We start from the raw sequence: 24,202 nt of genomic DNA on the forward strand, positions 1-24,202 counted from the left end.
AACACAGCAGATTGCATGCCATGGACGACCAAAGTCGCATAAGCGCCAACATTTCAATATGTTACTGGCAAAATGACAGGAAGGGGCGTGCGCTCATCGATAAAAATGAGCGATTTTCCGCCGTATAAAAGCAAGGTTAAGGCGATATTCCGCCAACTCAGCTGGTGACGATCTGATTCTTGCCCTGACGCTTGGCCTGGTACATCGCCGCATCGGCCCGGGCGTATAGCACGTCCAGGCCTGGGTCCCCGCTGCGTAACGTGGTCAGGCCCTGGCTAACGGTAATACCGAAGGTGGTGCCTTCATGGCTGAAAGACAGACGCTGAATTTCGCGTTGCAGGCGCTGGGCGATCTGCGAGGCCAGCTCCGGCTCGCATCCCGGGAACAGCGCTGCGAACTCTTCACCTCCGATTCGTCCGAACAGGTCACCACGGCGCAGTACCGAACTGGCGCAATTGGCCAGCTGCTGCAGCACCTGGTCGCCGACCTGGTGGCCGTAGGTGTCATTGATATGTTTGAAGTCGTCCAGGTCGAGCAGCAGGAAGGCCAGCGGCTGCCCGTGGGTGCGCGCCAGCTCGAACTCGCTTTGCGCGCATTCGAAGAAGTGCCGACGGTTACTGCTCTGGGTCAGCACGTCGGTGGTGGCCAGGCGGTGCAGCTCACCTTCGAGCTGCTTCTTCTCGGTGATATCTTCGGCAATACCGAAGATGATCGGCGACGCATGAGTTTCACTTTGTCTGCCGATAAAGCATTTGTCGCTGAGCCAGCGAATCTCGCCGTCAGCGCGGATGATCCGGTATTCGCGAGCCTCCACGGCACCGGTCTCCAGCACCTTGGCCATGCTTTCGGCCGCGTATTCCACATCATCGGGATAGATGCTGTTGCGCCACTCTCCATAGTCGGCCAGCAACAAGCCGGCCGAGCGTCCGAAAATCAACTCGTAAGCCGGGCTGACATAGATGATCTGTTGAGCCTCCCAGTCGAACGCCCAGAGCACCGCATTGACGCTGCCCAGGAGCGTGCTGAACAGTTGCTCGCGCTCGCGCAGCCGGGTGCCTTCAGCACGGCTGTGCAGCAGAGCCAGGGTCAGCTCTTCCAGGTCAATAGCAGCGAGTTCATCCATATACCGATCCAGAGCATTGGCCCCTTGCTTGCGGTTAAGGCCGCCAAGGAGAATCGAAAAAGCCCGCCGAATGGCGGGCTTTTGGGTGGCAGCCGGGTCACAACTATGACCATGGCTGCAGTGGGCGGTTCACCGACCTCCCGGCTTTGTGCGCTACATCACGCGGCCACTGGGCGCAGAGAGTAGGTTTTCAACTGCTCGGCGAAATCACGCAGCGATTGAATGCCGCTCGCTTCGGCGTCGTGTACCCAGTGTTTGATCGCTTCGAGCATGTCATGACCATTGGCACTGGTACGCGCCCATATCAGTTGCAGTGCCAGGCGCTTCTCGTAGATCACCTTGAGCGCTTGGCTGTGCGCCAGCATGGCGTCGATACGCACCTGCTGCTTGTCCTGCAGCAGACTCGGTTCACGAGAGAGCAGGCGCTTGGCCCGGCGAAACTGATGACGAACGGACTCGTCGGCCTTGGCCAGCTCCTGCTTGACCAGCGGCCCGATCACCAGCTTGCGGTACTGAGCCATGATCTGGAAACGGTTGTTGAGGATGGCCATGGCGGTATCCATGTCCAGAATCCCTTTGCCCGGCACGCGATGGGCAATCGGCGCAACGCGCTGAACCTTGGCCAGGCCCAGCATGCTGAACAGCCGGATCCACGCCCAGCCCATGTCGAACTCCCAGCGTTTGACCGACAGCTTGGCGGAGTTGGGGTAGGTGTGGTGGTTGTTGTGCAGCTCCTCGCCGCCAACGATGATGCCCCAGGGCACCAGATTGGTGGCCGCGTCGCGGCATTCGAAGTTGCGATAACCGACGGCATGGCCCAGCCCGTTGATGACCCCGGCAGCCCAGAAGGGAATCCAGATCATCTGTACGGCCCAGACGGTCAGGCCCAAGGCGCCGAACAACAGCACATCGATGATCAGCATCAGCGACACGCCGCCAATCGGGAAGCGCGAATAGATGTTGCGCTCGATCCAGTCATCCGGGCAGTTCTTGCCGTAGATGCGCAGGGTGTCTTCGTTCTTCGCCTCTTCGGCATACAGCTCGGCACCTTTGCGCATTACCGTGCCGAGGCCCTTCACAACCGGGCTGTGGGGGTCTTCGGCGGTTTCACATTTGGCGTGATGCTTGCGGTGGATGGCCGTCCACTCGCGGGTATTCATGCCTGTGGTCATCCACAGCCAGAATCGGAAGAAGTGCTTGAGAGCAGGGTTCAGCTCCAGGGAGCGGTGCGCCGAATAACGGTGCAGATAGACCGTGACGGCTACGATGGTGATGTGAGTCAGCACCAGGGTGACGACGATGAGCTGCCAGACCGGCAGATCGAGAAAACCGTTGTACCACATGGGCAGGGGTACCTCTTGCAGAGAAAAAGCGATGCGGACAAAGTGCCGCATCTCCATTATCAACACTCGCTGCTGGAAAACCACTTGGTCTTTTGGCTAAGGATGTTACAAGGATGCCCCCACGGATGATCTTTTCCCCCGAAAACCAAGCCAACCATTCCCCATGAGCACTCGCCAGGGCGCACTGCGCCTGACTTTGAACTACCTGATCGCCGCCGGCCTGTGGATCGTGTTCAGCGACCTGCTACTGGCCTCGCTCGGTCTCACCGCCCGACAGGCGGAGCAGGTTCAGGTCTGGAAGGGTCTGGTGTTCGTGCTGCTGACCAGTGCCCTGCTGTACCTGACGATCAGTCGCCACCTGGAACGCCAGGCGAAGATCGGCACCGCGCTGCACGCCAGCGAAGAGCGACTCAGCCTGGCGCTGTCGGCCACCGAAGATGGTCTATGGGACTGGGATCTGATCCACCAGCGCGTGTATTACTCGCCGGCTTATCACGCCCTGCTGGGCATGCACGATGGTGAGCTGAGCGCCGACCGCGACCATTGGCAAGAACTGCTGCATCCCGACGACCGCGCCGTTTATCAGCGCGTTCTCGACCAATTGATGCAGGCCAGCGAAGACAGCGCCTACGAAAACAGCTATCGCCTACGCCACCGTGACGGCAGCTACCGCTGGGTGCTGTCGCGCGGACGGTTGCAGCTCGATACACAGGGGCGCCCTGCGCGCTTTATCGGCACGGTCAAGGACATCACCCAGCGCCGCGCCGATGCCGACAGTCTGCGCCAGGCGGCGGCGGTATTCGAATCCACCCAAGAAGGTGTGCTGGTCACCGATGCGCAGCAGACCATCGTGCACATCAACCCGGCGTTCAGTCGCATCACTGGCTACAGCGAAGCGGAAATCCTCGGCAAGCACCCGACCCTACTCAAGTCCGGTCGCCATGACGCGGCGTTTTACCAGCATCTCTGGCACACCCTGCAGACTCAGGGCACCTGGAGCGGCGAGGTGTGGAACCGCCGCAAAAACGGCGAAATCTATCCGCAGTGGCAGTGCATCCGCACCATTCGTGGTGATAACGGCCTGCTCAGCCATTACGTGGCGGTGTTCTCGGACATCACCGTGCTCAAGCATTCCCAGCATGAGCTTGATCACCTCGTCCACCATGATCCTCTGAGCGGCCTGCCCAACCGCCTGTTGTTCAGCGAGCGAGTCGAGCATGCCCTGCAGCGCGCCCAGCGTGATGAGGAGCGTGGCGCCGTGCTGGTCGTCGACCTAGATCACTTCAAGCACATCAACGAGAGCCTCGGCCACAACCTCGGCGACCTGCTGCTCAAGGCCACTGGTGAGCGACTAGCCAGCCAGTTGGGTAATGGCAGCACCCTGGCGCGCCTGGGTGGCGACGAGTTTGCCGTGCTCAGCGAAGACTGCGCCCAGGCCGAGCAGGCGGCGCAACTGGCACAGACACTGATCGATTGCCTGGACGCCCCCTTCCTGCTCGAAGGCCAGGAGCTGTTCATTTCCGCCAGTGTCGGTATCTGCCTGTATCCGAATGACGCCAACAGCGTCGATCAGGTGCTGCGTAACGTCGACTCGGCGCTGTTCAAAGCCAAGAGCACTGGCCGTGGCGGCTTCGCGTTCTATGACCAGGAGCAGACCGAGTATGCCCGCCAACGTGTAGAGATGATCGCCGGCATGCGCCACGCCATCGAGAACAGCGAGCTGCGGGTGCATTACCAACCGCTTCACAGCCTGACCGACAACCAATTGATAGGGGTAGAGGCCCTGGTGCGCTGGCAGCACCCGCAACGCGGCCTGGTACCGCCCGGCGAATTCATCCCGATTGCCGAAGACAGCGGCATGATCGCCGCCATTGACGCCTGGGTGCTCGAACAGGCGTGCCGGCAGATGGTCGCCTGGCGCAGCACCGGGCGTAGTCTGCAATTCGTCGCCGTGAATGTTTCCAGCCGCCTGTTCAGCCGCGGCGAACTGGACCAGCGCGTCGCCCAGATACTGGCCAGCACCGGCCTGCCGGCCGGCTGCCTGGAACTGGAAGTGACGGAAAGTGCAGTGATGGACGACCCGGATCAGGCCCAGGCCTTGCTCGAACGCCTGCGCGGCCTGGGCGTGCGCCTGGCCATTGACGACTTTGGCACCGGCTACAGCTCGCTAGCGCGCTTGAAACGCCTGCCGGTGCACAAGCTCAAACTCGATCAAAGCTTCGTCGCCGGCCTGCCCGACGACAAGGACGACCTGGCGATCACCCGGGCGGTCATTGCCCTTGCCCACAGCATGGAGATGAAGGTGCTCGCCGAAGGCGTGGAACGCGCCGAGCAGCTGGAGCGACTGCGCCAGCTGGGCTGTGACTACGTTCAGGGCTACTTCATTGGCCGGCCGGTGCCGGCGCAGGAGCTGCAACTGGCGTAACTAGTGCCACGCTAGCAGTCCATTTCAGAACAGCGCCTTGCGCGCCTCACTGGTCAATACCTCATCCGGGCGCTGGCCGATGGCTTCCGCGACTTGATAGGCGCGCTGCACTGCCGAACGCTTGCCCATGCGCGCCAGCCAGGCGGCCATGTTGGGGAAATCCTCCAGGCGCTGGCGCTGCAGCTCCCAGCCCTTGGCCCAAGGATAGATGGCCATGTCGGCGATCGAGTAGTCGCCGGCCACGTACTCGCGCCCCTCGAGGCGACGATCGAGCACACCGTACAGGCGCGCGGTCTCCTTCACGTAGCGGTCGATGGCATAGGGAATCTGCTCCGGCGCGAAGCGTACGAAGTGATGGTTCTGCCCCGCCATCGGGCCCAGGCCGCCCATCTGCCAGTGCAGCCACTGCTGCACCTCGACGCGCAGGCGTGGCTGCAGCGGCATGAAGCGCCCGATCTTGTCGGCCAGGTATTCAAGAATCGCCCCGGACTCGAACAGCGAAATCGGCTCGCCGCCGTCGCTGGGATTGTTGTCGACGATGGCCGGAATACGGTTGTTCGGCGCGATCTTCAGGAACGCCGGCTCGAACTGCTGGCCTTCGCCGATATTGACCGGGTACACGTTGTACTCCAGCCCGCTCTCTTCGAGAAAGATGCTGATCTTGTGGCCATTGGGGGTCGTCCAGTAATGGAGATCGATCATGGGGCGCTCCTGTCGATGATGGCGTGCAATGAGTAAAACTTTGGAGCCAGGCGCTGCAAGCAGAGTTCAGCCCTAGTGACCGAGACGCTGCACCCGTCGTCAGCGTGCGCGGCTCGGCGTATCACGCAAGCGCCGCTCGCACTGAACGATGCCAGCAAGGCACAATCGAAACGCCGCGTTGAGCCCCAATCAGTCACCTCACCCGTACAGGTCGCGATCCGGATGCCGTCTTCCTCCTTGCGCCACTCGCTGCGCCGCCTCTGGGCGCTGGACAAGTTCAGCTACAGCCTGCGGGTATTCATCGCCTTGGGTGGCAGCCTGGCGCTGTGCTGGCATCAGGGCTGGATGCACAGCCTGATTCCGCTGTTTCTCGGTGTGATCGCCAGCGCCCTGGCCGAGACCGACGACAGCTGGCAGGGCCGGCTGACCGCCCTGCTGGTCACCCTGGGCTGTTTCAGCGCTGCGGCCTATACGGTCGAATTCCTGTTCCCCTACCCCTGGCTGTTCGTCACCGCTCTCGCGCTCTCCGCCTTTTCCCTGACGATGCTCGGCGCCCTCGGCGAACGCTTCGCCACCCTCGGCTCGGCCACGCTGATTCTGGCGGTGTACAGCATGATCGGTGTGGAACAGCGCGGCGGCGTTGCCGGGTTGTGGATGGAGCCGCTGCTGCTGGTGGCGGGCGCCGCCTGGTACGGGGTGCTCTCGGTACTGTGGCATGCGTTGTTCGCCCACCAGCCGGTGCAGCAGAGCCTGGCCCGGCTGTTCCGCGAGCTGGGGCTCTACCTCAAGCTCAAGGCCGCGCTGTTCGAGCCGCTGCGTCAGCTGGACGTGGAAGCCCGGCGCCTGGACCTGGCCAAGCAGAATGGTCGGGTGGTGGCGGCGCTCAACGCCACCAAGGAAATCATCCTGCACCGGGTCGGCAATGGTCGTCCCGGCCCCAAGGTCAGCCGCTACCTGAAGCTGTACTTTCTCGCCCAGGACATTCACGAGCGCGCCAGCTCCTCGCACTATCCCTACAACGCCCTGGCTGAAGCCTTCTTCCACAGCGACGTGATGTTCCGCTGCCAGCGCCTGCTGCGTCTGCATGGCAAGGCCTGCCATGCGCTGGCCCAGGCCATCGAGCTGCGCCAGCCATTCGAGTACGGCGAGCAGTACAGCCAGGCCCAGGCCGACCTGCAAGCCTCCCTGGAACACCTGCGCATCCAGAGCAACCCGGCGTGGAAGCACCTGCTGCGCTCGCTCGGCGCCCTGGCCGGCAACCTTGGCACCCTAGATCGCCTGCTCGGCAGCGCCAGCAACCCCGACGCCCTCGCCGAGGAGCAGGACAGCTCGCTGCTCGACCGCGAACCGCAGTCACTACGCGATGTGTGGGAGCGCATCCGCCTGCAGCTCACGCCCACTTCGCTGCTGTTCCGCCACGCCCTGCGCCTGTCCATAGCCCTGGCTGCCGGTTACGGCGTGCTGCACTGGATTCACCCGACCCAGGGCTACTGGATCCTGCTCACCACCCTGTTCGTCTGCCAGCCCAACTACGGCGCCACGCGCATGAAGCTGGTGCAGCGCATCGTCGGCACCGTGCTCGGCCTGCTGCTGGGCTGGGCGCTGATCGACCTGTTCCCAGCGCAGCTGGTCCAGGCGTTCTTCGCCGTCGCCGCCGGCGTGGTGTTCTTCGCCACCCGCTCCAGTCGCTACACCGTGGCTACCGCGGCGATCACCCTGATGGTGCTGTTCTGCTTCAACCAAGTGGGCGACGGCTACGGGCTGATCCTGCCGCGCCTGTTCGATACCCTGCTCGGCAGCCTGATCGCCGGCCTAGCGGTGTTCCTGATCCTGCCGGACTGGCAGGGCCGCCGACTCAATCGCGTGGTGGCCAACACCCTGAGCTGCAACAGCACCTACCTGCGGCAGATCATGCGCCAATACGCCGAAGGCAAACGCGACGACCTCGCCTATCGCCTGGCCCGGCGCAATGCCCACAATGCCGATGCGGCGCTGTCGACCACCCTTGGCAACATGCTGATGGAGCCGGGACACTTCCGGAAGGAGGCGGATATCGGCTTTCGCTTTCTGGTGCTCTCCCACACCCTGCTCAGCTACCTGTCGGGGCTCGGTGCGCACCGTGGCGAGGCGCTTTTGGCCGACGAGCAGAACGAACTGCCGGCCATTGCCTTGCGCCTGGCAGACAGCCTCGACGAGATTGCCCGCGGCCTCAGCGAACAGACGCCGGTGGCCATCCAGAGTGACCATGAGGATCGCCTTGCCAGCAGCCTGGAGCAGATGCCCGATGACTTGGACGACGCCCAGCGCCTGGTGCAAACCCAGCTGTCGCTGATCGCCCGCCAGCTCGGCCCACTACGCACCCTGGCGGCGCACTTGCTGAAGAACCGCGAAAAGCCGGCAGTCGGGGTCTGACCGCCATGGACAAGCAGGCTATCGTGCAGCAGGTCATCGAACGGCTCGGTCTGGAACTGCAGGCAGCCGAACAGGCAGCGCGGGTCGCCCATGAAACGGCCACCCATGAAGAGAACATCGCCGAGAACAAATACGACACCCTCGGGCTGGAAGCCGCCTACCTGGCCGCCGGGCAGGCTCGCCGCGTGGAAGAGATCGGCCAGCGCCTGCGCGTCTGGCGCCAGCTGCAGGTGCGCCCCTATGACGATGCCCAGGGCATTCGGCTGACCAGCCTGGTACTGCTGGCCGACGAAAACGACCAGCAGCAATGGCTGTTTCTCGGCCCGGAAGGCGCGGCGATCAAGGTGCAGGTCGAGCAGCGCGCGATTCTCGTGCTGAGCCCGGATGCACCGCTCGGCCAGCGTCTGCTGGGACGGCACATCGGTGACGAAATCGAGCTGACCGTCGCCGGCCGCTCGCAGCATCACGAAATCATCGAAGCCTATTGAGGCGTACCAGCCTGCAGATCACGCCAGGTTAGATACAGGCGCAGGTCGAACTCCAGTTGCTGATAGTCCGGCAGCATGTATTCGCAGAGTTTGTAGAACGCCTTGTTGTGATCGCTTTCCTTCAGGTGCGCCAGCTCGTGCACCACGATCATCTGCAGGAACTGCGGCGCCGCCTCGCGAAACAGCGAGGCGACGCGAATCTCCTTCTTGGCCTTGAGCTTGCCGCCCTGCACCCGAGAGATACTGGTGTGCAGGCCGAGGGCGCGATGGGTCAGGTCTAAACGGTTGTCGAACAGCACCTTGTCGATGGCCGGCGCATTCTTCAGGTGTTCCTGCTTGAGCGCCATGACGTAGACGTACAGCGCCTTGTCGCTCTGGATCCCGTGGCGGCCCTGATAGCGCTGCGCCAGGTAATCGCCCAGGCGCTCGCCCGCAATCATCTGGCGGACTTGCTCCTGCAAGGAGGCGGGATAACCCTGGAGGTATTTGAGGGGTGTCATGGCGGTACGGCAGGTCGGACTTGGCGGTCAATTATGCCGCACCTGCACTACAGCGGCACGACCCGCAGCAGCCTGCCTTCCTCGCTGTCGGTTAGCAGATACAGCGCGCCATCGGGCCCGTTGTAGACACCGCGAATGCGCTCCTCCAGTTCCTGGAAGAGGATGTCCTCCCCTGCCAGCCGGCCTTTCTCCAGGCGCACCCGGCGCACGCTCTTTTCCTTCAGCGTGGAAACGAACAGATCGCCCTTCCAGTGCGGGAAACGGTCACCGGTGTACAACGCCAGCCCGGAGGGCGCGACCGACGGCGTCCAGTGCAACTCCGGCGAGAGGTAATCCGGCAGCTCGGTAAAAGGGGTGACCAGCGCGCCGGTGTAATCGACGCCAAAGGACGCCAGCGGCCAGCCGTAATTGCCGCCGGGCTGCAGCAGGTTCAGCTCGTCGCCGCCTTTGGGGCCGTGCTCGTGGCTGTACAGGCGCTGGCGCTGGCGGTCGTAGACGATACCCTGCACGTTGCGGTGTCCGAGGCTGTAGATCTCCTCGGCGGCGCCCGGCTGGCCACGCAGCGGGTTGTCCGGCGGAATGCTGCCGTCGCGGTTCAGTCGCACCGTCTTGCCCAGGTGATTGGCCGGGTTCTGCGCCTGCTCACGCCAGTCGAAGCCATCGCCCAGGGTCAGCACCAGGGTGTCGTCCGGCAGGAAGGCGATGCGCCCGCCATAGTGGGAGGCGCCGGCCTTGGCCGGCTGGGCGGTGAACAGCACCTGAAAATCACGTAGCTCGCCATCGACCAGCCGGGCGCGAGCCAGCCGTGTGTTGTTGGCATCCGCCTCACCGTGGGCGTAGCTCAGGTAGATCCACGGGTCGCTGGCAAAATGCGGGTCTAGCGCTACCTCCATCAGGCCGGCCTGGGTGGCCACGAAGGGCGCCGGCATACCGCCGATTGGCTCGGCCTGCAGCTTGCCCTGGGCGTCGATCAGGCGTAGCTGCCCAGTGCGCTCGGTCACCAGCATGCGGCCATCGGGCAGGAAGGCCATAGACCAAGGGTACGCCAGGCCGCCGGTGACGGTTTCGATCCGATAATCGGCCTCGGCCAGCGCGCTCGCGCAGAGCCCCAGTGCCAGCAAAGCCACCACCCCGTTCTTCAAGGCCATCAGCGTGCGCCCCCACTGAAGCGTGCGAACACCAGACTACCCAGGCCGCCGCAACACATCAGCGCCAGGGTGCCGACCAGGGTGCGATTGGCGCCGATCAGGGTCGGCATCGGCGCCACGGCATTGGCGAAGGTCAGTGCCAGCCACATGGCCAGGGCGCCCGCGAGCAGAAACGCCAGCCAGCGCAATGCGCCGCGGGCAGGCGCCAGCCAGGTGGTCAGCGGCAAGGCGATGATGAAAGCAGCGATCACCAGAGCGGCGAGAGTCGGGCTGAAGCCCAGCAGATCACGGGCAGTGGCTTGCAGGCGAATAGCTGGCGGGATCTGCGCCCCAAGCTGCTGCAGGGCGGCGAGATTGAACTGGGTCTGAACGATGCTACCGAGTACGGTGGCAACGAGCACGGCCAAGCCGAATGGCAGCCAGAGGCGAGAGTTCTGAGGCATGGGAGCCGACATCCTGAAACGCGTGGCGGCAGTATGGCGCAGCGCCTCGGGCGCGGTGGAACAGGAGTTTTACATGGTTTTTCGTGGGCGACAGACGACACGCGCGTACCTGGTCGACACCCAATACTCGCAATCAAAACGCCGTCACCAGATACAGAAAAGCCGCCGGCCCCGCTAAGGGCAGGCGGCTTTGCGGCTATGCGAGATCAGTTGATCTTGGCGGCCAGCTCACCCTTGGCGTAACGCAGGAACATGCCTTCCAGAGAGATCGGCTTGATCTTCGAGGCATTACCGGCGGTGCCGAAAGCTTCATAACGGGCGATGCACACGTCACGCATGGCTTCGACGGTCTTGGCGAAGTATTTGCGCGGGTCGAACTCGGCCGGGTTCTGGGCCATGAAACGACGGATCGCACCGGTGGAAGCCAGGCGCAGGTCGGTGTCGATATTGACCTTGCGCACGCCGTACTTGATGCCTTCGACGATCTCTTCGACCGGCACGCCGTAGGTTTCCTTGATGTCGCCGCCGTACTCGTTGATGATCGCCAGCCAATCCTGCGGCACCGAGCTGGAACCGTGCATCACCAGGTGGGTGTTGGGGATGCGCTTGTGGATTTCCTTGATGCGCTCGATGGACAGCACATCGCCGGTTGGCGGCTTGGTGAACTTGTAGGCGCCGTGGCTGGTGCCGATGGCGATGGCCAGGGCGTCGACCTGAGTCTTCTTGACGAAGTCAGCCGCTTCTTCCGGGTCGGTCAGCAGTTGGCTGTGATCGAGCACGCCTTCGGCGCCGACGCCGTCTTCTTCACCGGCCATGCCGGTTTCCAGGCTACCCAGGCAGCCCAGCTCACCTTCCACCGAAACGCCGCAAGCGTGAGCGAAGGCAACGGTCTGCTGGGTGACGCGCACGTTGTAGTCGTAGTCGGCCGGAGTCTTGCCGTCTTCCTTGAGCGAGCCGTCCATCATCACCGAGCTGAAACCCAGCTGGATGGAGCGCTGGCAGACGTCAGGGCTGGTGCCGTGGTCCTGGTGCATGCACACCGGGATGTGCGGGAATTCTTCGATCGCAGCGAGGATCAGGTGGCGCAGGAACGGTGCACCGGCGTACTTGCGGGCACCCGCAGAGGCCTGGACGATGACCGGCGAATCGGTCTTGTCGGCGGCTTCCATGATGGCGCGCATCTGCTCGAGGTTGTTGACGTTGAAGGCCGGCACGCCGTAGCCGAATTCGGCGGCGTGGTCGAGCATCTGGCGCATGCTGATAAGTGCCATGTTTTGCTATCTCCCGATAGGGCTCGTTGATCGTGCAAGCCTGCCGCAGTGGCAGGCGCTATTCAAGTTTGCGCGAGTGGGCATGCCGCTCGCAGGTCTTTCAGGGCGCCTTGCAGCCGCGCCCGAGCAAATCGTCATTGGCGGTGCGGTAGATCAGCCCTTCCTCACCCTTGGCGTGGAAGGACAGCGTACCGTCGCTGTACAGCTCGCCGGAACCGGACGGTTCCAGGCTCAGGCGGTGGACGACATCGCTGCCACCCATGCGCACATCGACCTTCTCATGGGCCGGGTCGGCGTAACGCCAGAACACTTCGGCATGGCTGTCGCAGACCCAGTGGTTCCACGGCTGACTCTCGGCGTAATCCTTGCCGGCACAACCGGCTAGCATGGCCAGGCCGAACAACACGGCCGTGCATTGGTATCGGGTCATCGCACTCTCCTTGCCTTAGCAGTTCTGCTCGCCCACGGGCGGCGTCGAATCACCAGTACTCTGCCCTTCGATGCGCTGATCGTCGCGCGTGGTCGGCAGATCGATTTCCGCCGGGCTCAGGACTCGGCAGGCGTCGTCGCGTGGCGAGCCGCCACCTGCACATCCGCCCAGAACCACACACACCATCAGTACCACGGCCGCGTTACGCATGGGTCACTCCTTGCTGGCTGATTTCCGTACAAGGCTAATGACCACCACAGGCCGCCAAGGTTTAGGGTCTGTACGCAAGCGTACCGACCCTGGCTTTTACCTTTATTACTCGGCGGCGCGCTTCTGCAGGATTTCCACTGCCGGCAGTACCTTGCCCTCGACGAACTCGAGGAAGGCACCGCCGCCGGTGGAAATGTAGGAAATGCGCGAGGCCACATCGTACTTGTCGATGGCTGCCAGGGTGTCGCCACCACCAGCGATGGAGAACGCTGGGCTTTCGGCGATGGCCAGGGCCAGGGCCTTGGTGCCTTCACCAAACTGATCGAACTCGAACACACCGACCGGGCCGTTCCACAGAATGGTCTTCGAGGCCTTGAGCAGCTCGGCGAACTGCTTGGCGGTTTGCGGGCCGATGTCGAGGATCATGTCGTCGTCGGCCACGTCGGCGACCGCTTTGACGGTCGCGACGGCAGACTCGGAAAACTCCTTGGCGACCACCACGTCGACCGGCAGCGGCACGTTGACCTTGGCGGCGATGGCCTTGGCAGTGTCGACCAGGTCAGCCTCATAGAGCGACTTGCCGACCGGGAAACCGGCCGCCGCCAGGAAGGTATTGGCAATGCCGCCGCCGACGATCAGCTGATCGCAAATGCCGCTCAGGCTGTTCAGCACGTCCAACTTGGTCGACACCTTGGAGCCAGCGACGATCGCCGCCATCGGCTGGGCCGGCGCACCCAGGGCCTTGCCCAATGCGTCCAGTTCGGCGGCCAGCAGCGGGCCGGCCGCGGCGACCTTGGCGAATTTGGCCACGCCTTGGGTCGAGCCCTCGGCACGGTGGGCAGTACCGAAGGCGTCCATCACGAACACGTCGCACAGGGCGGCGTATTGCTGGGCCAGCTCGTCGGCGTTCTTCTTCTCGCCCTTGTTGAAACGCACGTTCTCGAACAGCACCAGCTCACCGGCCTTCAGTTCGACACCGTTCAGGTAGTCCTTGACCAGCGGTACCTCGCGGCCAAGGGCCTTGCTCAGGTAGGCGGCCACCGGCGCCAGGCTGTTCTCTTCGCTGAATTCACCTTCGGTCGGGCGGCCCAGGTGCGAGCAGACCATTACCGCGGCGCCTTTTTCCAGGGCCAGCTTGATGGTCGGCAGCGCGGCAAGAATGCGCGCATCACTCTTCACAACGCCGTCCTTGACCGGCACGTTGAGGTCTTCACGGATCAGCACGCGCTTACCTTGCAGATCAAGGTCGGTCATTTTCGCGATGTTCAGGGTCATTGAATCAGTCCTTAACAGGGGCTGGTGATAAGTGAGCGGCGGCATCGAGATAATGCACGGCCATGTCGAGCATACGATTGGCGAAGCCCCATTCGTTGTCGAACCAGGCCAGCAGGTTGACCAGGCGAGGCCCGGAAACCCGTGTCTGACTGCCGTCGACGATGGCCGAATGGGGATCATGGTTGAAGTCGCAACTGGCGTGCGGCAACTCGGTGTACGCCAGCAGACCCTGCAGCGGCCCCTGTTCGGCGGCCTGGCGCAGGATCCGGTTGATCTCCTCGGCACTGGTGTCGCGGGCGGTCTGCAAGGTGATATCCAGGCAGGACACGTTGACCGTCGGCACCCGAATGGCTTTGGCCTGGATTCGCCCGGCAAGTTCCGGGAGCAGCCGTTCGATGCCGCGCGCCAGGCCCGTGGACACCGGAATCACCGACTGGAAGGCCGAACGCGTACGACGCAGGTCCTCGTCGTGATAGGCATCGATCACCGGCTGGTCGTTCATCGCCGAGTGGATGGTGGTGATGGAGATGTACTCCAGCCCCACCGCCTCGTCGAGCAGCTTGAGCAGTGGCACACCGCAGTTGGTGGTGCAGGATGCGTTGGAGACCAGACGCTCGCTGCCCGTCAGGCACTGCTGATTGACGCCGTACACCACCGTGGCGTCGACATCGCTCTCACTGGCCATCGGCTGCGACAGCAGCACCCGCGGCGCGCCTGCACGCACGAAGCGCTCGGCCTGCTCGCGCGTGGTGTACTGGCCGGAGCATTCGAGCAACAGGTCGATGTCCAGCGCACGCCAGCCGACGCCCTCGGGCTCGCGCTGGCGCAGCACCTTGAGCGGCTTGCCGTTGATGTGCAGATGGTCACCGGCGACCTTCACCTCGCCGGGGAAACGCCCGTGGGTGGAGTCGAAACGGGTCAGGTATTCGATGCTGGCCTGGTCGGCCAGGTCATTGAGCGCGACGATTTCCAGCCGAGCCTCGCCTGCCCGCTCATGCAGCGCACGCAAGACGCAACGACCGATGCGGCCATAGCCGTTCAGGGCAACGCGGTAAGGGCGATGGGACATGGCGATCTCGGAGATCCTGTTCAAAGACTGCTACGCGTCGGCATTGCTGCGTTAAAAACAGGCTCGGAATGCTCATTTACACTAGTAAACTCCGCTTCCTCGCCTGTTTTTGCCTTGCACTGCTCTAGCTCGCGATCCTTTGAAGAGGATCTGAGAGAATCGAGCATGAGCCGAGACGAACCGCGCAGGCTCGTCTCGGCTGACAGGGTCAAGCGTCGAGCAGTTCTTCGGCGGTGCCGATGATGTTCTCGACGGTGAACCCGAAGTGCTCGAACAGCTGACCGGCGGGCGCCGACTCACCGTAGGTTTCCATGCCGATCACGCGGCCTTCGAGGCCGACGTACTTGTACCAGAAGTCCGCGTGGGCAGCTTCGATGGCGATCCGCGCGGTGACCTGCAGCGGCAGTACCGACTGCTTGTAGGCAGCGTCCTGCTGGTCGAAGACGTTGGTCGACGGCATCGACACCACGCGGACCTTGCGGCCCTGCTCGCTCAGCTTGTCGGCGGCCTGGATGGCCAGGCCGACTTCCGAGCCGGTGGCGATCAGGATCAGTTCCGGCTCGCCGGCGCAGTCTTTCAGCACGTAGCCGCCACGGCTGATGGCCGCTTCGGTTTCGTGGTCGCGCAGGTTATGCGGCAGGTTCTGGCGCGAGAAGATCAGCGCGCTCGGGCCGTCCTTGCGCTCGACCGAGTGCTTCCAGGCCACCGCTGCTTCGACGGTATCCGCCGGGCGCCAGGTGTCCAGGTTCGGCGTGGTACGCAGGCTGGTCAGCTGCTCAACCGGCTGGTGGGTCGGGCCGTCTTCGCCGAGGCCGATGGAATCGTGGGTGAACACGTAGAGCACGCGCAGCTTCATCAGCGCCGACATGCGCACCGCGTTACGGGCGTATTCCATGAACATCAGGAAGGTCGCGCCGTAAGGGATCAGGCCGCCGTGCAGGGCGACGCCGTTCATGATGGCGCTCATGCCGAACTCGCGCACGCCGTAGTACATGTAGTTGCCCGAAGCATCTTCGGCGACGACCGGCTTGCAGCCCTTCCACAAGGTCAGATTGGAACCGGCCAGGTCCGCCGAGCCGCCGAGCAACTCCGGCAGCAGCGGGCCGAAGGCGTTCAGGCAGTTCTGGCTGGCCTTGCGGCTGGCGATGGTTTCGCCCTTCTCGGCCACGGAGCGGATGAACTCGCTGGCCTTTTCGGAGAAGTCGGCCGGCAGCTCGCCGGCCATGCGGCGCACGAATTCGTTGGCCAGTTCCGGATGGGCGGCGGAGTAGGCAGCGAAGCGCTGGTCCCACTCGGCTTCGGCAGCCAGGCCGGCTTCCTTGGCATCCCACTCGGCGTAGATGTCGGCCGGAACTTCGAACGGTGCGTGGCTCCAGTTCAGGGCAGCGCGGGTCAGGGCGATCTCGTCGTGGCCCAGGGCAGCGCCGTGGGACTCTTCCTTGCCCTGCTTGTTCGGCGAGCCGAAACCGATAATGGTCTTGCAGCAGATCAGCGTCGGACGATCGCTGGACTTGCGTGCGGTGTCGATGGCCATCTTGATTTCTTCGGCATCGTGGCCGTCGACATTGCGGATCACCTGCCAGCCGTAGGCTTCGAAGCGCGCCGGCGTGTCGTCGGTGAACCAGCCGTGCACTTCGCCGTCGATGGAAATGCCGTTGTCGTCGTAGAAGGCAATCAGTTTGCCCAGACCCAGGGTGCCGGCCAGGGAGCAGACTTCATGGCTGATGCCTTCCATCATGCAGCCGTCACCGAGGAACGCGTAGGTGTGGTGATCGACAATGTTGTGGCCGTCGCGGTTGAACTGCGCTGCCATGATCTTCTCGGCGAGGGCGAAACCCACAGCGTTGGCGATACCCTGGCCGAGCGGGCCGGTGGTGGTTTCGACGCCCGGCGCATAGCCGTACTCCGGGTGGCCCGGGGTCTTGCTGTGCAGCTGGCGGAAGTTCTTCAGGTCGTCGATGGACAGGTCGTAGCCGGTCAGGTGCAGCAGCGAGTAGATCAGCATCGAGCCGTGGCCGTTGGACAGCACGAAGCGGTCACGATCGGCGAAATTCGGGTTGGCCGGGTTGTGCTTCAGGTAGTCACGCCACAGCACTTCGGCGATATCCGCCATGCCCATGGGGGCACCGGGGTGGCCGCTGTTGGCTTTCTGCACAGCATCCATGCTGAGGGCACGAATGGCATTGGCACGCTCACGACGGCTGGGCATCGCTAATCTCCTGCGGGTGGCTGCCGAAGCAGCTTGGACGAAAAAAGGCGCCCATTTTCGCCCAGCCAGTACCGCCGGGGCAATGACAGATGGTCGTCCGCGACAATATTGCTGCGCTTTTTATCCACAGCAGCCTCGAAAATCTCGCGACTGCGCCGGACCGACCGCAATATCAAAACTTTTTGATATTGCGGTTGCTGGCTGAAAAATGACCGACTAGACTGCGCCCCATGACACAACGCGCACCCTCACTCGACTTCGAGCCCACCGACCTGCTGTCCGCCCTGTGCAAGGCTGCGGGCGACGGCTTGCGCCTGAACGTTTTGCGCTCCCTGAGCAACGACTCGTTTGGCGTGCTGGAGCTGGCGCAGATTTTCGCCATCGGCCAGTCGGGCATGAGCCATCACCTCAAGGTGTTGGCCCAGGCCGGCCTGGTGGCGACACGTCGCGAAGGCAATGCGATCTTCTATCGCCGCGCCCTCGCCCACCTCGAAAGTCCCGGCGGCGCCCTGCATGCCGCGCTGCTGCAGGAAGTCGACAATCTCGAACTGCCCGCCGAGGTGCGTCAGCGCGTGGCCCAGGTGCACCAGCAACGGGCCGCTGCCAGCCGCGATTTCTTCGCCCGCAGCGCCGAGCGTTTCCAGGCTCAGCAGGATCTGATCGCCGGCCTGCCGCAGTACCGCGACAGCGTCGTGGCGCTGCTCGACTCGCTGGATTTACCGGCCCAGGCCAGCGCCCTGGAAATCGGCCCCGGCGATGGCGGCTTCCTGCCGGAACTGGCACGCCGCTTCACTCGTGTGACCGCCCTGGACAACAGTGAAGCGATGCTCGAGCTCGCTCGCCAACGCTGCCAGCAGGAGGGCCTGGACAACGTGCAGCTGCACCTGGCCGACGCCCTGCAGGATGCCTACTCGAGCGCCGATTGCGTGGTGCTGAACATGGTGCTGCACCATTTCGCCGCCCCGGCCCAGGCTTTGAGCAAACTGGCCGAACAGGTCAATCCGGGCGGCAGCCTGCTGATCACCGAACTGTGCAGCCACGACCAGAGCTGGGCCCGCGACACCTGCGGCGATCTCTGGCTAGGCTTCGAGCAGGACGATCTCGCCCACTGGGCAATCGCCGCCGGCCTGACACCTGGCGAAAGCCTGTATGTCGGCCTGCGCAATGGCTTTCAAATTCAGGTGCGGCATTTCCAGCGCACCCTTCCACTCACGCACGTGGCCGAGAGGCCCTCACTCGCCAGGACAACCGATAGATGAGCGAATACTCCCTGTTTACCTCCGAGTCCGTGTCCGAAGGGCACCCGGACAAGATCGCCGACCAGATTTCCGATGCCGTGCTCGACGCCATCATCACCCAGGACAAGCACGCCCGCGTGGCTGTGGAAACCCTGGTCAAGACCGGCGTGGCGATCATTGCCGGTGAAGTGACCACCAGCGCCTGGGTCGACCTCGAGCAGATCGTCCGCGACGTGATCTGCAATATCGGTTACACCAGCTCCGACGTCGGCTTCGACGGAGCCACCTGTGGCGTGATGAACATCATCGGCAAGCAGTCCCCGGACATCAACCAGGGCGTCGACCGCGCCAAGCCGGAAGACCAGGGCGCCGGCGACCAGGGCCTGATGTTCGGCTACGCCAGCAACGAAACCGACGTGCTGATGCCGGCGCCGATTCGCTTCTCCCACGCGCTGGTCGAGCGCCAGGCCGAAGCCCGCAAGTCCGGCCTGCTGCCGTGGCTGCGTCCGGATGCCAAATCCCAGGTCACCTGCCGTTACGAAAACGGCAAGGTAGTCGGCATCGACGCCGTGGTGCTGTCCACCCAGCACAACCCGGACGTCAGCCTAAGCGACCTGCGCGAAGCGGTGATGGAGCTGGTGATCAAGCACACCCTGCCGGCCGAACTGCTGCACAAGGACACCCAGTTCCACATCAACCCGACCGGCAATTTCGTGATCGGCGGCCCGGTGGGCGACTGTGGCCTGACCGGCCGCAAGATCATCGTCGACAGCTACGGCGGCATGGCCCGCCACGGTGGCGGCGCGTTTTCCGGCAAGGATCCGTCCAAGGTCGACCGCTCGGCAGCCTACGCCGGCCGCTACGTCGCCAAGAACATCGTCGCTGCCGGCCTGGCCGAACGTTGCGAGATCCAGGTGTCCTACGCCATCGGCGTGGCCCAGCCGACCTCCATCTCGATCAACACCTTCGGCACCAACAAGGTGGCGGAAGAGACCATCATCAAGCTGGTGCGCGACGTGTTCGATCTGCGTCCGTACGCCATCACCAAGATGCTCGACCTACTGCACCCGATGTACCAGCCGACTGCCGCCTACGGCCACTTCGGCCGCGAGCCGCAGCAGCTGACCGTCGGCGACGACAGCTTCACCAGTTTCACCTGGGAAAAAACCGACAAGGCCGCCGAACTGCGCGCCGCCGCCGGCCTGTAAGCCCAAGCCACCGCCGCACCTTGTGCGGCGGCAACAAAAAAGCCTCCGTGGGCACGACGTCCACGGAGGCTTTTTCATGCCCGCCAGGCGGGCAAATGGATCATTTGCCGAACAGCGAACCCAGGTTCTTCAGGGTTTCGGCGGCAGCCGCGATGTTTTCAGCCTTGCCATCGCCCTGCTGGGCAACCGGAGCAGAGCTGCCTTCGGCGTTGGCGCCGAGCTGGTCGCAACTGCCTTCGACCTGGGCGAGTGTGTCATCGGCCTGCTTGTTGCCGAGCAGACCGGCCAGCTGCTTGACCTGGGCGATCTTGTCGGCGTTGGCGGCCATCTTCTGCTGACACTTGAGCTGATTGTTATCGGCAGCATGGACGAACGAGCTGGCAACGGCCAGGGCGGCGGAACACAGCAGAATGGAAATGCGCATGAGCGTCTAGACCTCCAGAGATGAGGCCCGGCAATACATCCCGCCGCCGGGCAAGTCCTTTTGGTGTGTGCGGGGGCCGCAACTTTAGCATCGGACATTTTCCGCAACAAATAGTCGGGTGCTGGAAATGTCGGCCAATGCGCACTTTCCAGAAGACTCTGGTTTGCGGCCTGAAGGTGCGGCGACTAGCCTGCAGATTCATCGCCCGAGCAAGGATGCTCCGCCCATGAACGCCTGGATCGCTATCTGCATTTCCCTGTTACTGCCCGCCGCCGCCCTCGCCGACACCTGCCCGCCACAGACGCCAGCCCATGATCGCCAGGTCGCCGAACTCGCCACCCAGATCGCGCAGTGGGACGATGCCTATCACCGCCAGGGCCGCTCGCTGGTCAGCGATGAGCTTTACGACCAGGCCCGCGCCCGCCTCGAACAATGGCAGCGCTGCCGCAATGATGCCGGCACCGCCAATCCGCTGAGCGGCGCCGGAGGCCCCGTGCAGCATCCCGTGGCGCAGACCGGGCTGCGCAAACTGGCGGACGAGCGCGCCGTCGCGCAGTGGATGGCCAGCCGCGACGACCTGTGGATACAACCCAAGGTCGACGGCGTGGCAATCACCCTGCGCTATGAAGGCGGCCAGCTGCAGCAGGTGGTCAGCCGTGGCGATGGCAACAGCGGCCAGGACTGGATGCACAAGGCTGCACAGATCGCGGCCATCCCCAAGCAACTGAGCGAGCACAGCGAGTTGATTCTGCAAGGCGAGCTGTACCTCAAGCGACCGGGCCATGTGCAGGCCCGCGAAGGCAGCGCCGCCGCACGCAGTACGGTGGCGGGCCTGATGGCCCGTCAGCAATTGCAGCAGGACCAAGCGGCCAGCATCGGACTGTTCGTCTGGGACTGGCCCAATGGCACAAGCGATATGCAGCAGCGCCTGGAAGGCCTGGGGCGGATGGGTTTCGAGGACAGCAGCGTTTACAGCCAGTCGATTGGCACGCCCAACGAAGCCCAGTATTGGCGCGAGCAGTGGTATCGCAATCCGCTGCCCTTCGCCACCGACGGCGTGGTACTGCGCCAGGGCCAGCGCCCTAGCAGCGATCGCTGGCGCGCTGAACCGCCGCACTGGGCAGCGGCCTGGAAGTATCCGGCCAGCGAAGCGCTCGCGCTGGTCGAGGCGGTCGAATTCAGCATCGGCCGTACCGGGCGCATCACCCCGTTGCTGCGCCTGCAGCCGGTAAAACTCGATGACCGCACCATTCGCGTGGTCAGTGTCGGCTCGCTGGAGCGCTGGCGACAATTGGACATTCGCCCGGGCGATCAGGTCGCCATTCGCCTGGCCGGACAAACCATTCCCCAGTTGGAAAGCGTGGTACTGCAAAGCGCCACTCGCCCAGTGCTGGAGATACCGCACGAGGATGACTATCACGCCCTGAGTTGCCTGCGCGCCTCGCCCGCGTGCGCCAGCCAGTTTCACGCTCGCCTCACCTGGCTCAGCGGCAAGCAGGCCCTGAACCTGACGGGCATCGGCGCCGGTACCTGGCAGAAACTGCTTGCGGCGCAGCACCTCGATGGCCTGCTCGACTGGCTGCATCTGGATTCAGAAAAGCTGATGGCGGTGCCGGGTATTGGCCCGCAAGGCGCCAGGGCGCTCGGTCAGCGCTTTGCCGAAGCGCGACAGCGGCCCTTCCACGATTGGTTGCGCGCACTGGGTGCACCGGTGAACCCGGACAGCCTGGCCGCCGATAGCTGGCGGCAAATGCAGCAACGCAACCTCGCCGACTGGCAGACGCTACCCGGTATCGGCCCGACCCGCGCGACCCGGCTGCAAGCGTTTTTCCAGCATGAGGACATCGTCGCGCTGTCCGAGCAGTTGGGCGAAGCGGGCGTGGCGGGCTTTCAGTAGCGGCGAAAGCGCTGGCTGACCGACACCGCTGGCCGGGCCCATGGCCTTGCCATGGGGCGCCGATCAGCGGCGGGCGGGCACAGGCTCAATCCTTGATTTGATCCTTGATGTAGGTGATTTCGGTCTTGCCATGTGGCACTGGCTGACCGTCCTCGCCGAGATTCACGAAGACCATCTTGTCGATGGTCAGGATGCTCTTGCGGGTGATCTTGTTGCGCACTTCGCAGCGCATGGTGATCGAGGTGCGGCCGAAATCGGTGGCGGTGATGCCCAGCTCGATAATGTCGCTCTGCCGCGCCGAGGACACGAAGTTGATCTCGGAAATCAGCTTGGTCACCACGCGCTGGCTGCCCAGCTGAATGATGGCGTAGATCGCCGCCTCCTCGTCGATCCACTTCAGCAGGCTGCCACCGAACAGCGTGCCGTTGGGGTTGAGGTCCTCTGGCTTTACCCACTTGCGCGTATGAAAGTTCATGCACCCTCCTGTCCGTCGTTCCATTGGCCGTAATGATCGCAAAGATTGGCGAGTGGATCATTGCCGCGCTATCGATAATGGTTATCGACACAGGCTATCGGGCCGGGTTCAGCGAGGCTGGCGACGAACGTGCGTCACGCCTGTCGGCATCCGCCGAGAAACGCCGATAAGCGCGATGGAAAACCTTGGGCTCGCGCGCCGGCGCGTCTATAATCGCCCAGTTATACGCGCCCGCTACCGGGCGTTCCCGCCACCTGTCCGAGGGGCGCTGCAGCAACCTGAAAGATTTGTTTCGAATCCCAAAGCCCTGTATTCCCACAATGCTTATCGGCAGATTCGAATCAACCTTTCAGGCTGTCAGGCTCGGATGGGGCGTTTAGCAAACGCATCAACGGCGCCCACTCGACAATCGTGTGACACCTGCGCGTCATCCGACGCTGGCAAGGTTGCACCTGTCGACAGCAGACAACCTAATGGAGAGTTACTGCATGAGCGCTGCTTTCAACGACTACAAGGTCGCCGACATTTCCCTGGCCGACTGGGGCCGCCGCGAGCTAATCATCGCCGAATCCGAGATGCCGGCACTGATGGGCCTGCGCCGCAAGTACGCCACCAGCCAACCGCTCAAGGGCGCCAAGATCCTCGGCTGCATCCACATGACCATCCAGACCGGCGTGCTGATCGAGACGCTGACCGCCCTGGGCGCCGAAGTGCGCTGGTCGTCCTGCAACATCTTCTCCACCCAGGATCAGGCCGCTGCCGCCATCGCCGCCGCCGGCATCCCGGTATTCGCCTGGAAAGGCGAGACCGAGCAGGAGTACGAGTGGTGCATCGAGCAGACCATCCTCAAGGACGGCCAGCCGTGGGACGCCAACATGGTGCTGGACGACGGCGGTGACCTGACCGAGATCCTGCACAAGAAATACCCGCAGATGCTCGAGCGCATCCACGGCGTGACCGAGGAGACCACCACCGGTGTGCACCGCCTGCTCGACATGCTCAAGGCCGGCACCCTGAAAGTCCCGGCGATCAACGTCAACGACGCGGTCACCAAGAGCAAGAACGACAACAAGTACGGCTGCCGTCACAGCCTCAACGACGCCATCAAGCGCGGCACCGACCACCTGCTGTCGGGCAAGCAGGCGCTGGTCATCGGCTACGGCGACGTGGGCAAGGGCTCGGCCGCTTCACTGCGCCAGGAAGGCATGATCGTCAAGGTTTCCGAGATCGACCCGATCTGCGCCATGCAGGCATGCATGGACGGCTTCGAGCTGGTTTCGCCGTACATCGACGGCCGTAACGACGGCACCGACGCCTGCATCGACAAGGCGCTGCTGGGCAAGATCGACCTGATCGTCACCACCACCGGCAACGCCAACGTCTGCGACGCCGGCATGCTCAAGGCCCTGAAGAAGCGCGCCGTGGTCTGCAACATCGGTCACTTCGACAACGAGATCGACACCGCCTTCATGCGCAAGAACTGGGCATGGGAAGAGGTCAAGCCGCAGGTGCACAAGATCCACCGCACCGGCGCCGGCAGTTTCGACGCTGCCAACGACGACTACCTGATCCTGCTGGCCGAAGGCCGCTTGGTGAACCTGGGCAACGCCACCGGCCACCCGAGCCGCATCATGGACGGCTCGTTCGCCAACCAGGTACTGGCGCAGATCTTCCTGTTCGAGCAGAAGTTCGCTGACCTCTCCGCCGAGAAGAAAGCCGCGCGCCTGACCGTCGAAGTGCTGCCCAAGAAGCTGGACGAAGAAGTCGCCCTGGAGATGGTCAAGGGCTTCGGTGGCGTCGTCACCCAGCTGACCAAGCAGCAGGCCGACTACATCGGCGTGACCGTCGAAGGTCCGTTCAAGCCGGACAGCTACCGCTACTGATAGGCGGTACGCGGCGCGGGCCCGAGGTC

21 protein-coding genes and 1 riboswitch are annotated in these 24,202 nt (G+C 63.6%); of the genes, 7 read left to right on the forward strand and 14 right to left on the reverse strand.

The features are described from left to right. Window positions 1–157: 157 nt before the first annotated feature. Window positions 158–1,123, reverse strand: coding sequence for a GGDEF domain-containing protein (locus BM279_RS01960; RefSeq protein WP_093500446.1), 966 nt, complete (start codon window positions 1,121–1,123; stop codon window positions 158–160). Between the two features lie 158 nt (window positions 1,124–1,281). Beyond that, window positions 1,282–2,466, reverse strand: a complete 1,185-nt coding sequence (gene desA, locus BM279_RS01965) for a delta-9 fatty acid desaturase DesA (protein ID WP_093500447.1) — start codon at window positions 2,464–2,466, stop codon at window positions 1,282–1,284. 163 nt (window positions 2,467–2,629) lie between these two features. Here desA and BM279_RS01970 point away from each other — a divergent pair, with 163 nt between their 5' ends. After that, entirely contained in the window at window positions 2,630–4,891 is a 2,262-nt protein-coding gene (locus BM279_RS01970) for a putative bifunctional diguanylate cyclase/phosphodiesterase (RefSeq protein ID WP_093500449.1), read from the forward strand. Between the two features lie 24 nt (window positions 4,892–4,915). Here the strand turns inward: BM279_RS01970 and BM279_RS01975 are convergent, their stop codons facing one another. After that, entirely contained in the window at window positions 4,916–5,593 is a 678-nt protein-coding gene (locus tag BM279_RS01975; RefSeq protein WP_093500451.1) for a glutathione S-transferase N-terminal domain-containing protein, read from the reverse strand. A 222-nt stretch (window positions 5,594–5,815) separates the two neighbouring features. Between BM279_RS01975 and yccS the strand changes: the two genes are divergently transcribed. Together yccS and BM279_RS01985 are read left to right on the forward strand one after the other, a co-directional pair. Beyond that, a complete protein-coding gene (gene yccS, locus BM279_RS01980) occupies window positions 5,816–8,005 on the forward strand; it encodes a YccS family putative transporter (RefSeq protein WP_093500453.1) in 2,190 nt (729 codons plus the stop codon). Between the two features lie 5 nt (window positions 8,006–8,010). Further along, window positions 8,011–8,493, forward strand: a complete 483-nt coding sequence (locus BM279_RS01985) for a GreA/GreB family elongation factor (RefSeq protein WP_093500455.1) — start codon at window positions 8,011–8,013, stop codon at window positions 8,491–8,493. Here the strand turns inward: BM279_RS01985 and BM279_RS01990 are convergent. From BM279_RS01990 to tkt, 9 genes are all read right to left on the reverse strand, one after another. After that, window positions 8,487–8,993 carry a M48 metallopeptidase family protein gene (locus BM279_RS01990; RefSeq protein WP_093500457.1) on the reverse strand — a complete coding sequence of 169 codons (507 nt, stop codon included), beginning with the start codon at window positions 8,991–8,993 and terminating at the stop codon, window positions 8,487–8,489. The two genes, BM279_RS01985 and BM279_RS01990, sit on opposite strands and share 7 nt — an antisense overlap. A 47-nt stretch (window positions 8,994–9,040) precedes the next feature. Further along, the gene (locus tag BM279_RS01995; RefSeq protein WP_208604507.1) at window positions 9,041–10,141 is read right to left on the reverse strand and encodes a PQQ-dependent sugar dehydrogenase; all 1,101 of its coding nucleotides are present in this window, start codon (window positions 10,139–10,141) and stop codon (window positions 9,041–9,043) included. Continuing rightward, window positions 10,141–10,584 (reverse strand): hypothetical protein, encoded by a 444-nt coding sequence (locus BM279_RS02000; protein WP_093500459.1) that lies wholly within the window; start codon window positions 10,582–10,584, stop codon window positions 10,141–10,143. Before BM279_RS02000 ends, BM279_RS01995 begins: the two co-directional genes overlap by 1 nt. Window positions 10,585–10,790: 206 nt before the next feature. Further along, window positions 10,791–11,855: a class II fructose-bisphosphate aldolase gene (fba, locus tag BM279_RS02005; RefSeq protein ID WP_093500461.1), complete on the reverse strand. Its 1,065-nt coding sequence runs from the start codon at window positions 11,853–11,855 to the stop codon at window positions 10,791–10,793. A 100-nt stretch (window positions 11,856–11,955) separates the two neighbouring features. Continuing rightward, window positions 11,956–12,285, reverse strand: a complete 330-nt coding sequence (locus BM279_RS02010; RefSeq protein WP_093500463.1) for an MliC family protein — start codon at window positions 12,283–12,285, stop codon at window positions 11,956–11,958. 15 nt (window positions 12,286–12,300) lie between these two features. Continuing rightward, complete coding sequence (locus BM279_RS02015; protein WP_093500466.1) at window positions 12,301–12,495, reverse strand: hypothetical protein; 195 nt, start codon at window positions 12,493–12,495, stop codon at window positions 12,301–12,303. A 105-nt stretch (window positions 12,496–12,600) separates the two neighbouring features. Continuing rightward, window positions 12,601–13,764 carry a phosphoglycerate kinase gene (locus tag BM279_RS02020; RefSeq protein WP_093501205.1) on the reverse strand — a complete coding sequence of 388 codons (1,164 nt, stop codon included), beginning with the start codon at window positions 13,762–13,764 and terminating at the stop codon, window positions 12,601–12,603. 10 nt (window positions 13,765–13,774) lie between these two features. Next, a complete protein-coding gene (gene epd / locus BM279_RS02025) occupies window positions 13,775–14,839 on the reverse strand; it encodes an erythrose-4-phosphate dehydrogenase (protein WP_093500468.1) in 1,065 nt (354 codons plus the stop codon). Between the two features lie 208 nt (window positions 14,840–15,047). Then, entirely contained in the window at window positions 15,048–17,048 is a 2,001-nt protein-coding gene (gene tkt, locus BM279_RS02030) for a transketolase (RefSeq protein WP_093500470.1), read from the reverse strand. A 230-nt stretch (window positions 17,049–17,278) separates the two neighbouring features. On the opposite strand from tkt, the gene BM279_RS02035 reads away from it, so the two are divergent. Then, window positions 17,279–18,307: an ArsR/SmtB family transcription factor gene (locus BM279_RS02035; protein WP_093500472.1), complete on the forward strand. Its 1,029-nt coding sequence runs from the start codon at window positions 17,279–17,281 to the stop codon at window positions 18,305–18,307. Continuing rightward, complete coding sequence (gene metK, locus BM279_RS02040) at window positions 18,304–19,494, forward strand: methionine adenosyltransferase (protein WP_093500475.1); 1,191 nt, start codon at window positions 18,304–18,306, stop codon at window positions 19,492–19,494. The genes BM279_RS02035 and metK overlap by 4 nt, the downstream gene beginning before the upstream one ends. Before the next feature lie 100 nt (window positions 19,495–19,594). Here metK and BM279_RS02045 read toward each other — a convergent pair whose 3' ends face one another. Continuing rightward, complete coding sequence (locus tag BM279_RS02045; RefSeq protein ID WP_093500477.1) at window positions 19,595–19,918, reverse strand: hypothetical protein; 324 nt, start codon at window positions 19,916–19,918, stop codon at window positions 19,595–19,597. Between the two features lie 226 nt (window positions 19,919–20,144). Here BM279_RS02045 and ligB point away from each other — a divergent pair, with 226 nt between their 5' ends. Next, window positions 20,145–21,815, forward strand: a complete 1,671-nt coding sequence (gene ligB, locus BM279_RS02050) for an NAD-dependent DNA ligase LigB (RefSeq protein WP_093500479.1) — start codon at window positions 20,145–20,147, stop codon at window positions 21,813–21,815. A gap of 85 nt (window positions 21,816–21,900) precedes the next feature. Here the strand turns inward: ligB and BM279_RS02055 are convergent, their stop codons facing one another. Next, a complete protein-coding gene (locus BM279_RS02055) occupies window positions 21,901–22,290 on the reverse strand; it encodes an acyl-CoA thioesterase (RefSeq protein ID WP_093500481.1) in 390 nt (129 codons plus the stop codon). 254 nt (window positions 22,291–22,544) lie between these two features. After that, window positions 22,545–22,697, forward strand: a riboswitch (S-adenosyl-L-homocysteine riboswitch). 66 nt (window positions 22,698–22,763) lie between these two features. Between BM279_RS02055 and ahcY the strand changes: the two genes are divergently transcribed. Further along, window positions 22,764–24,173 carry an adenosylhomocysteinase gene (ahcY, locus tag BM279_RS02060; protein ID WP_093500483.1) on the forward strand — a complete coding sequence of 470 codons (1,410 nt, stop codon included), beginning with the start codon at window positions 22,764–22,766 and terminating at the stop codon, window positions 24,171–24,173. The last annotated feature ends 29 nt before the right edge of the window (window positions 24,174–24,202 follow it).

The sequence above is a fragment of the Phytopseudomonas straminea genome (assembly GCF_900112645.1).
In the GTDB taxonomy this organism is placed as follows: Bacteria; Pseudomonadota; Gammaproteobacteria; order Pseudomonadales; family Pseudomonadaceae; genus Aquipseudomonas; species Aquipseudomonas straminea.

What these genes read in the sequence shown, in the direction of transcription:
- BM279_RS02000 (WP_093500459.1), bottom strand. Translation starts at nt 10,584, where the DNA reads ATGCCTCAGAACTCTCGCCTCTGGCTGCCATTCGGCTTGGCCGTGCTC.
- BM279_RS02010 (WP_093500463.1), bottom strand. Translation starts at nt 12,285, where the DNA reads ATGACCCGATACCAATGCACGGCCGTGTTGTTCGGCCTGGCCATGCTA.
- tkt (WP_093500470.1), bottom strand. Translation starts at nt 17,048, where the DNA reads ATGCCCAGCCGTCGTGAGCGTGCCAATGCCATTCGTGCCCTCAGCATG.
- ligB (WP_093500479.1), top strand. Translation starts at nt 20,145, where the DNA reads ATGAACGCCTGGATCGCTATCTGCATTTCCCTGTTACTGCCCGCCGCC.
- yccS (WP_093500453.1), top strand. Translation starts at nt 5,816, where the DNA reads ATGCCGTCTTCCTCCTTGCGCCACTCGCTGCGCCGCCTCTGGGCGCTG.
- BM279_RS02055 (WP_093500481.1), bottom strand. Translation starts at nt 22,290, where the DNA reads ATGAACTTTCATACGCGCAAGTGGGTAAAGCCAGAGGACCTCAACCCC.
- desA (WP_093500447.1), bottom strand. Translation starts at nt 2,466, where the DNA reads ATGTGGTACAACGGTTTTCTCGATCTGCCGGTCTGGCAGCTCATCGTC.
- fba (WP_093500461.1), bottom strand. Translation starts at nt 11,855, where the DNA reads ATGGCACTTATCAGCATGCGCCAGATGCTCGACCACGCCGCCGAATTC.
- BM279_RS01975 (WP_093500451.1), bottom strand. Translation starts at nt 5,593, where the DNA reads ATGATCGATCTCCATTACTGGACGACCCCCAATGGCCACAAGATCAGC.
- BM279_RS01960 (WP_093500446.1), bottom strand. Translation starts at nt 1,123, where the DNA reads ATGGATGAACTCGCTGCTATTGACCTGGAAGAGCTGACCCTGGCTCTG.
- BM279_RS01985 (WP_093500455.1), top strand. Translation starts at nt 8,011, where the DNA reads ATGGACAAGCAGGCTATCGTGCAGCAGGTCATCGAACGGCTCGGTCTG.
- epd (WP_093500468.1), bottom strand. Translation starts at nt 14,839, where the DNA reads ATGTCCCATCGCCCTTACCGCGTTGCCCTGAACGGCTATGGCCGCATC.
- BM279_RS02015 (WP_093500466.1), bottom strand. Translation starts at nt 12,495, where the DNA reads ATGCGTAACGCGGCCGTGGTACTGATGGTGTGTGTGGTTCTGGGCGGA.
- BM279_RS01990 (WP_093500457.1), bottom strand. Translation starts at nt 8,993, where the DNA reads ATGACACCCCTCAAATACCTCCAGGGTTATCCCGCCTCCTTGCAGGAG.
- BM279_RS01995 (WP_208604507.1), bottom strand. Translation starts at nt 10,141, where the DNA reads ATGGCCTTGAAGAACGGGGTGGTGGCTTTGCTGGCACTGGGGCTCTGC.
- ahcY (WP_093500483.1), top strand. Translation starts at nt 22,764, where the DNA reads ATGGAGAGTTACTGCATGAGCGCTGCTTTCAACGACTACAAGGTCGCC.
- metK (WP_093500475.1), top strand. Translation starts at nt 18,304, where the DNA reads ATGAGCGAATACTCCCTGTTTACCTCCGAGTCCGTGTCCGAAGGGCAC.
- BM279_RS02045 (WP_093500477.1), bottom strand. Translation starts at nt 19,918, where the DNA reads ATGCGCATTTCCATTCTGCTGTGTTCCGCCGCCCTGGCCGTTGCCAGC.
- BM279_RS01970 (WP_093500449.1), top strand. Translation starts at nt 2,630, where the DNA reads ATGAGCACTCGCCAGGGCGCACTGCGCCTGACTTTGAACTACCTGATC.
- BM279_RS02035 (WP_093500472.1), top strand. Translation starts at nt 17,279, where the DNA reads ATGACACAACGCGCACCCTCACTCGACTTCGAGCCCACCGACCTGCTG.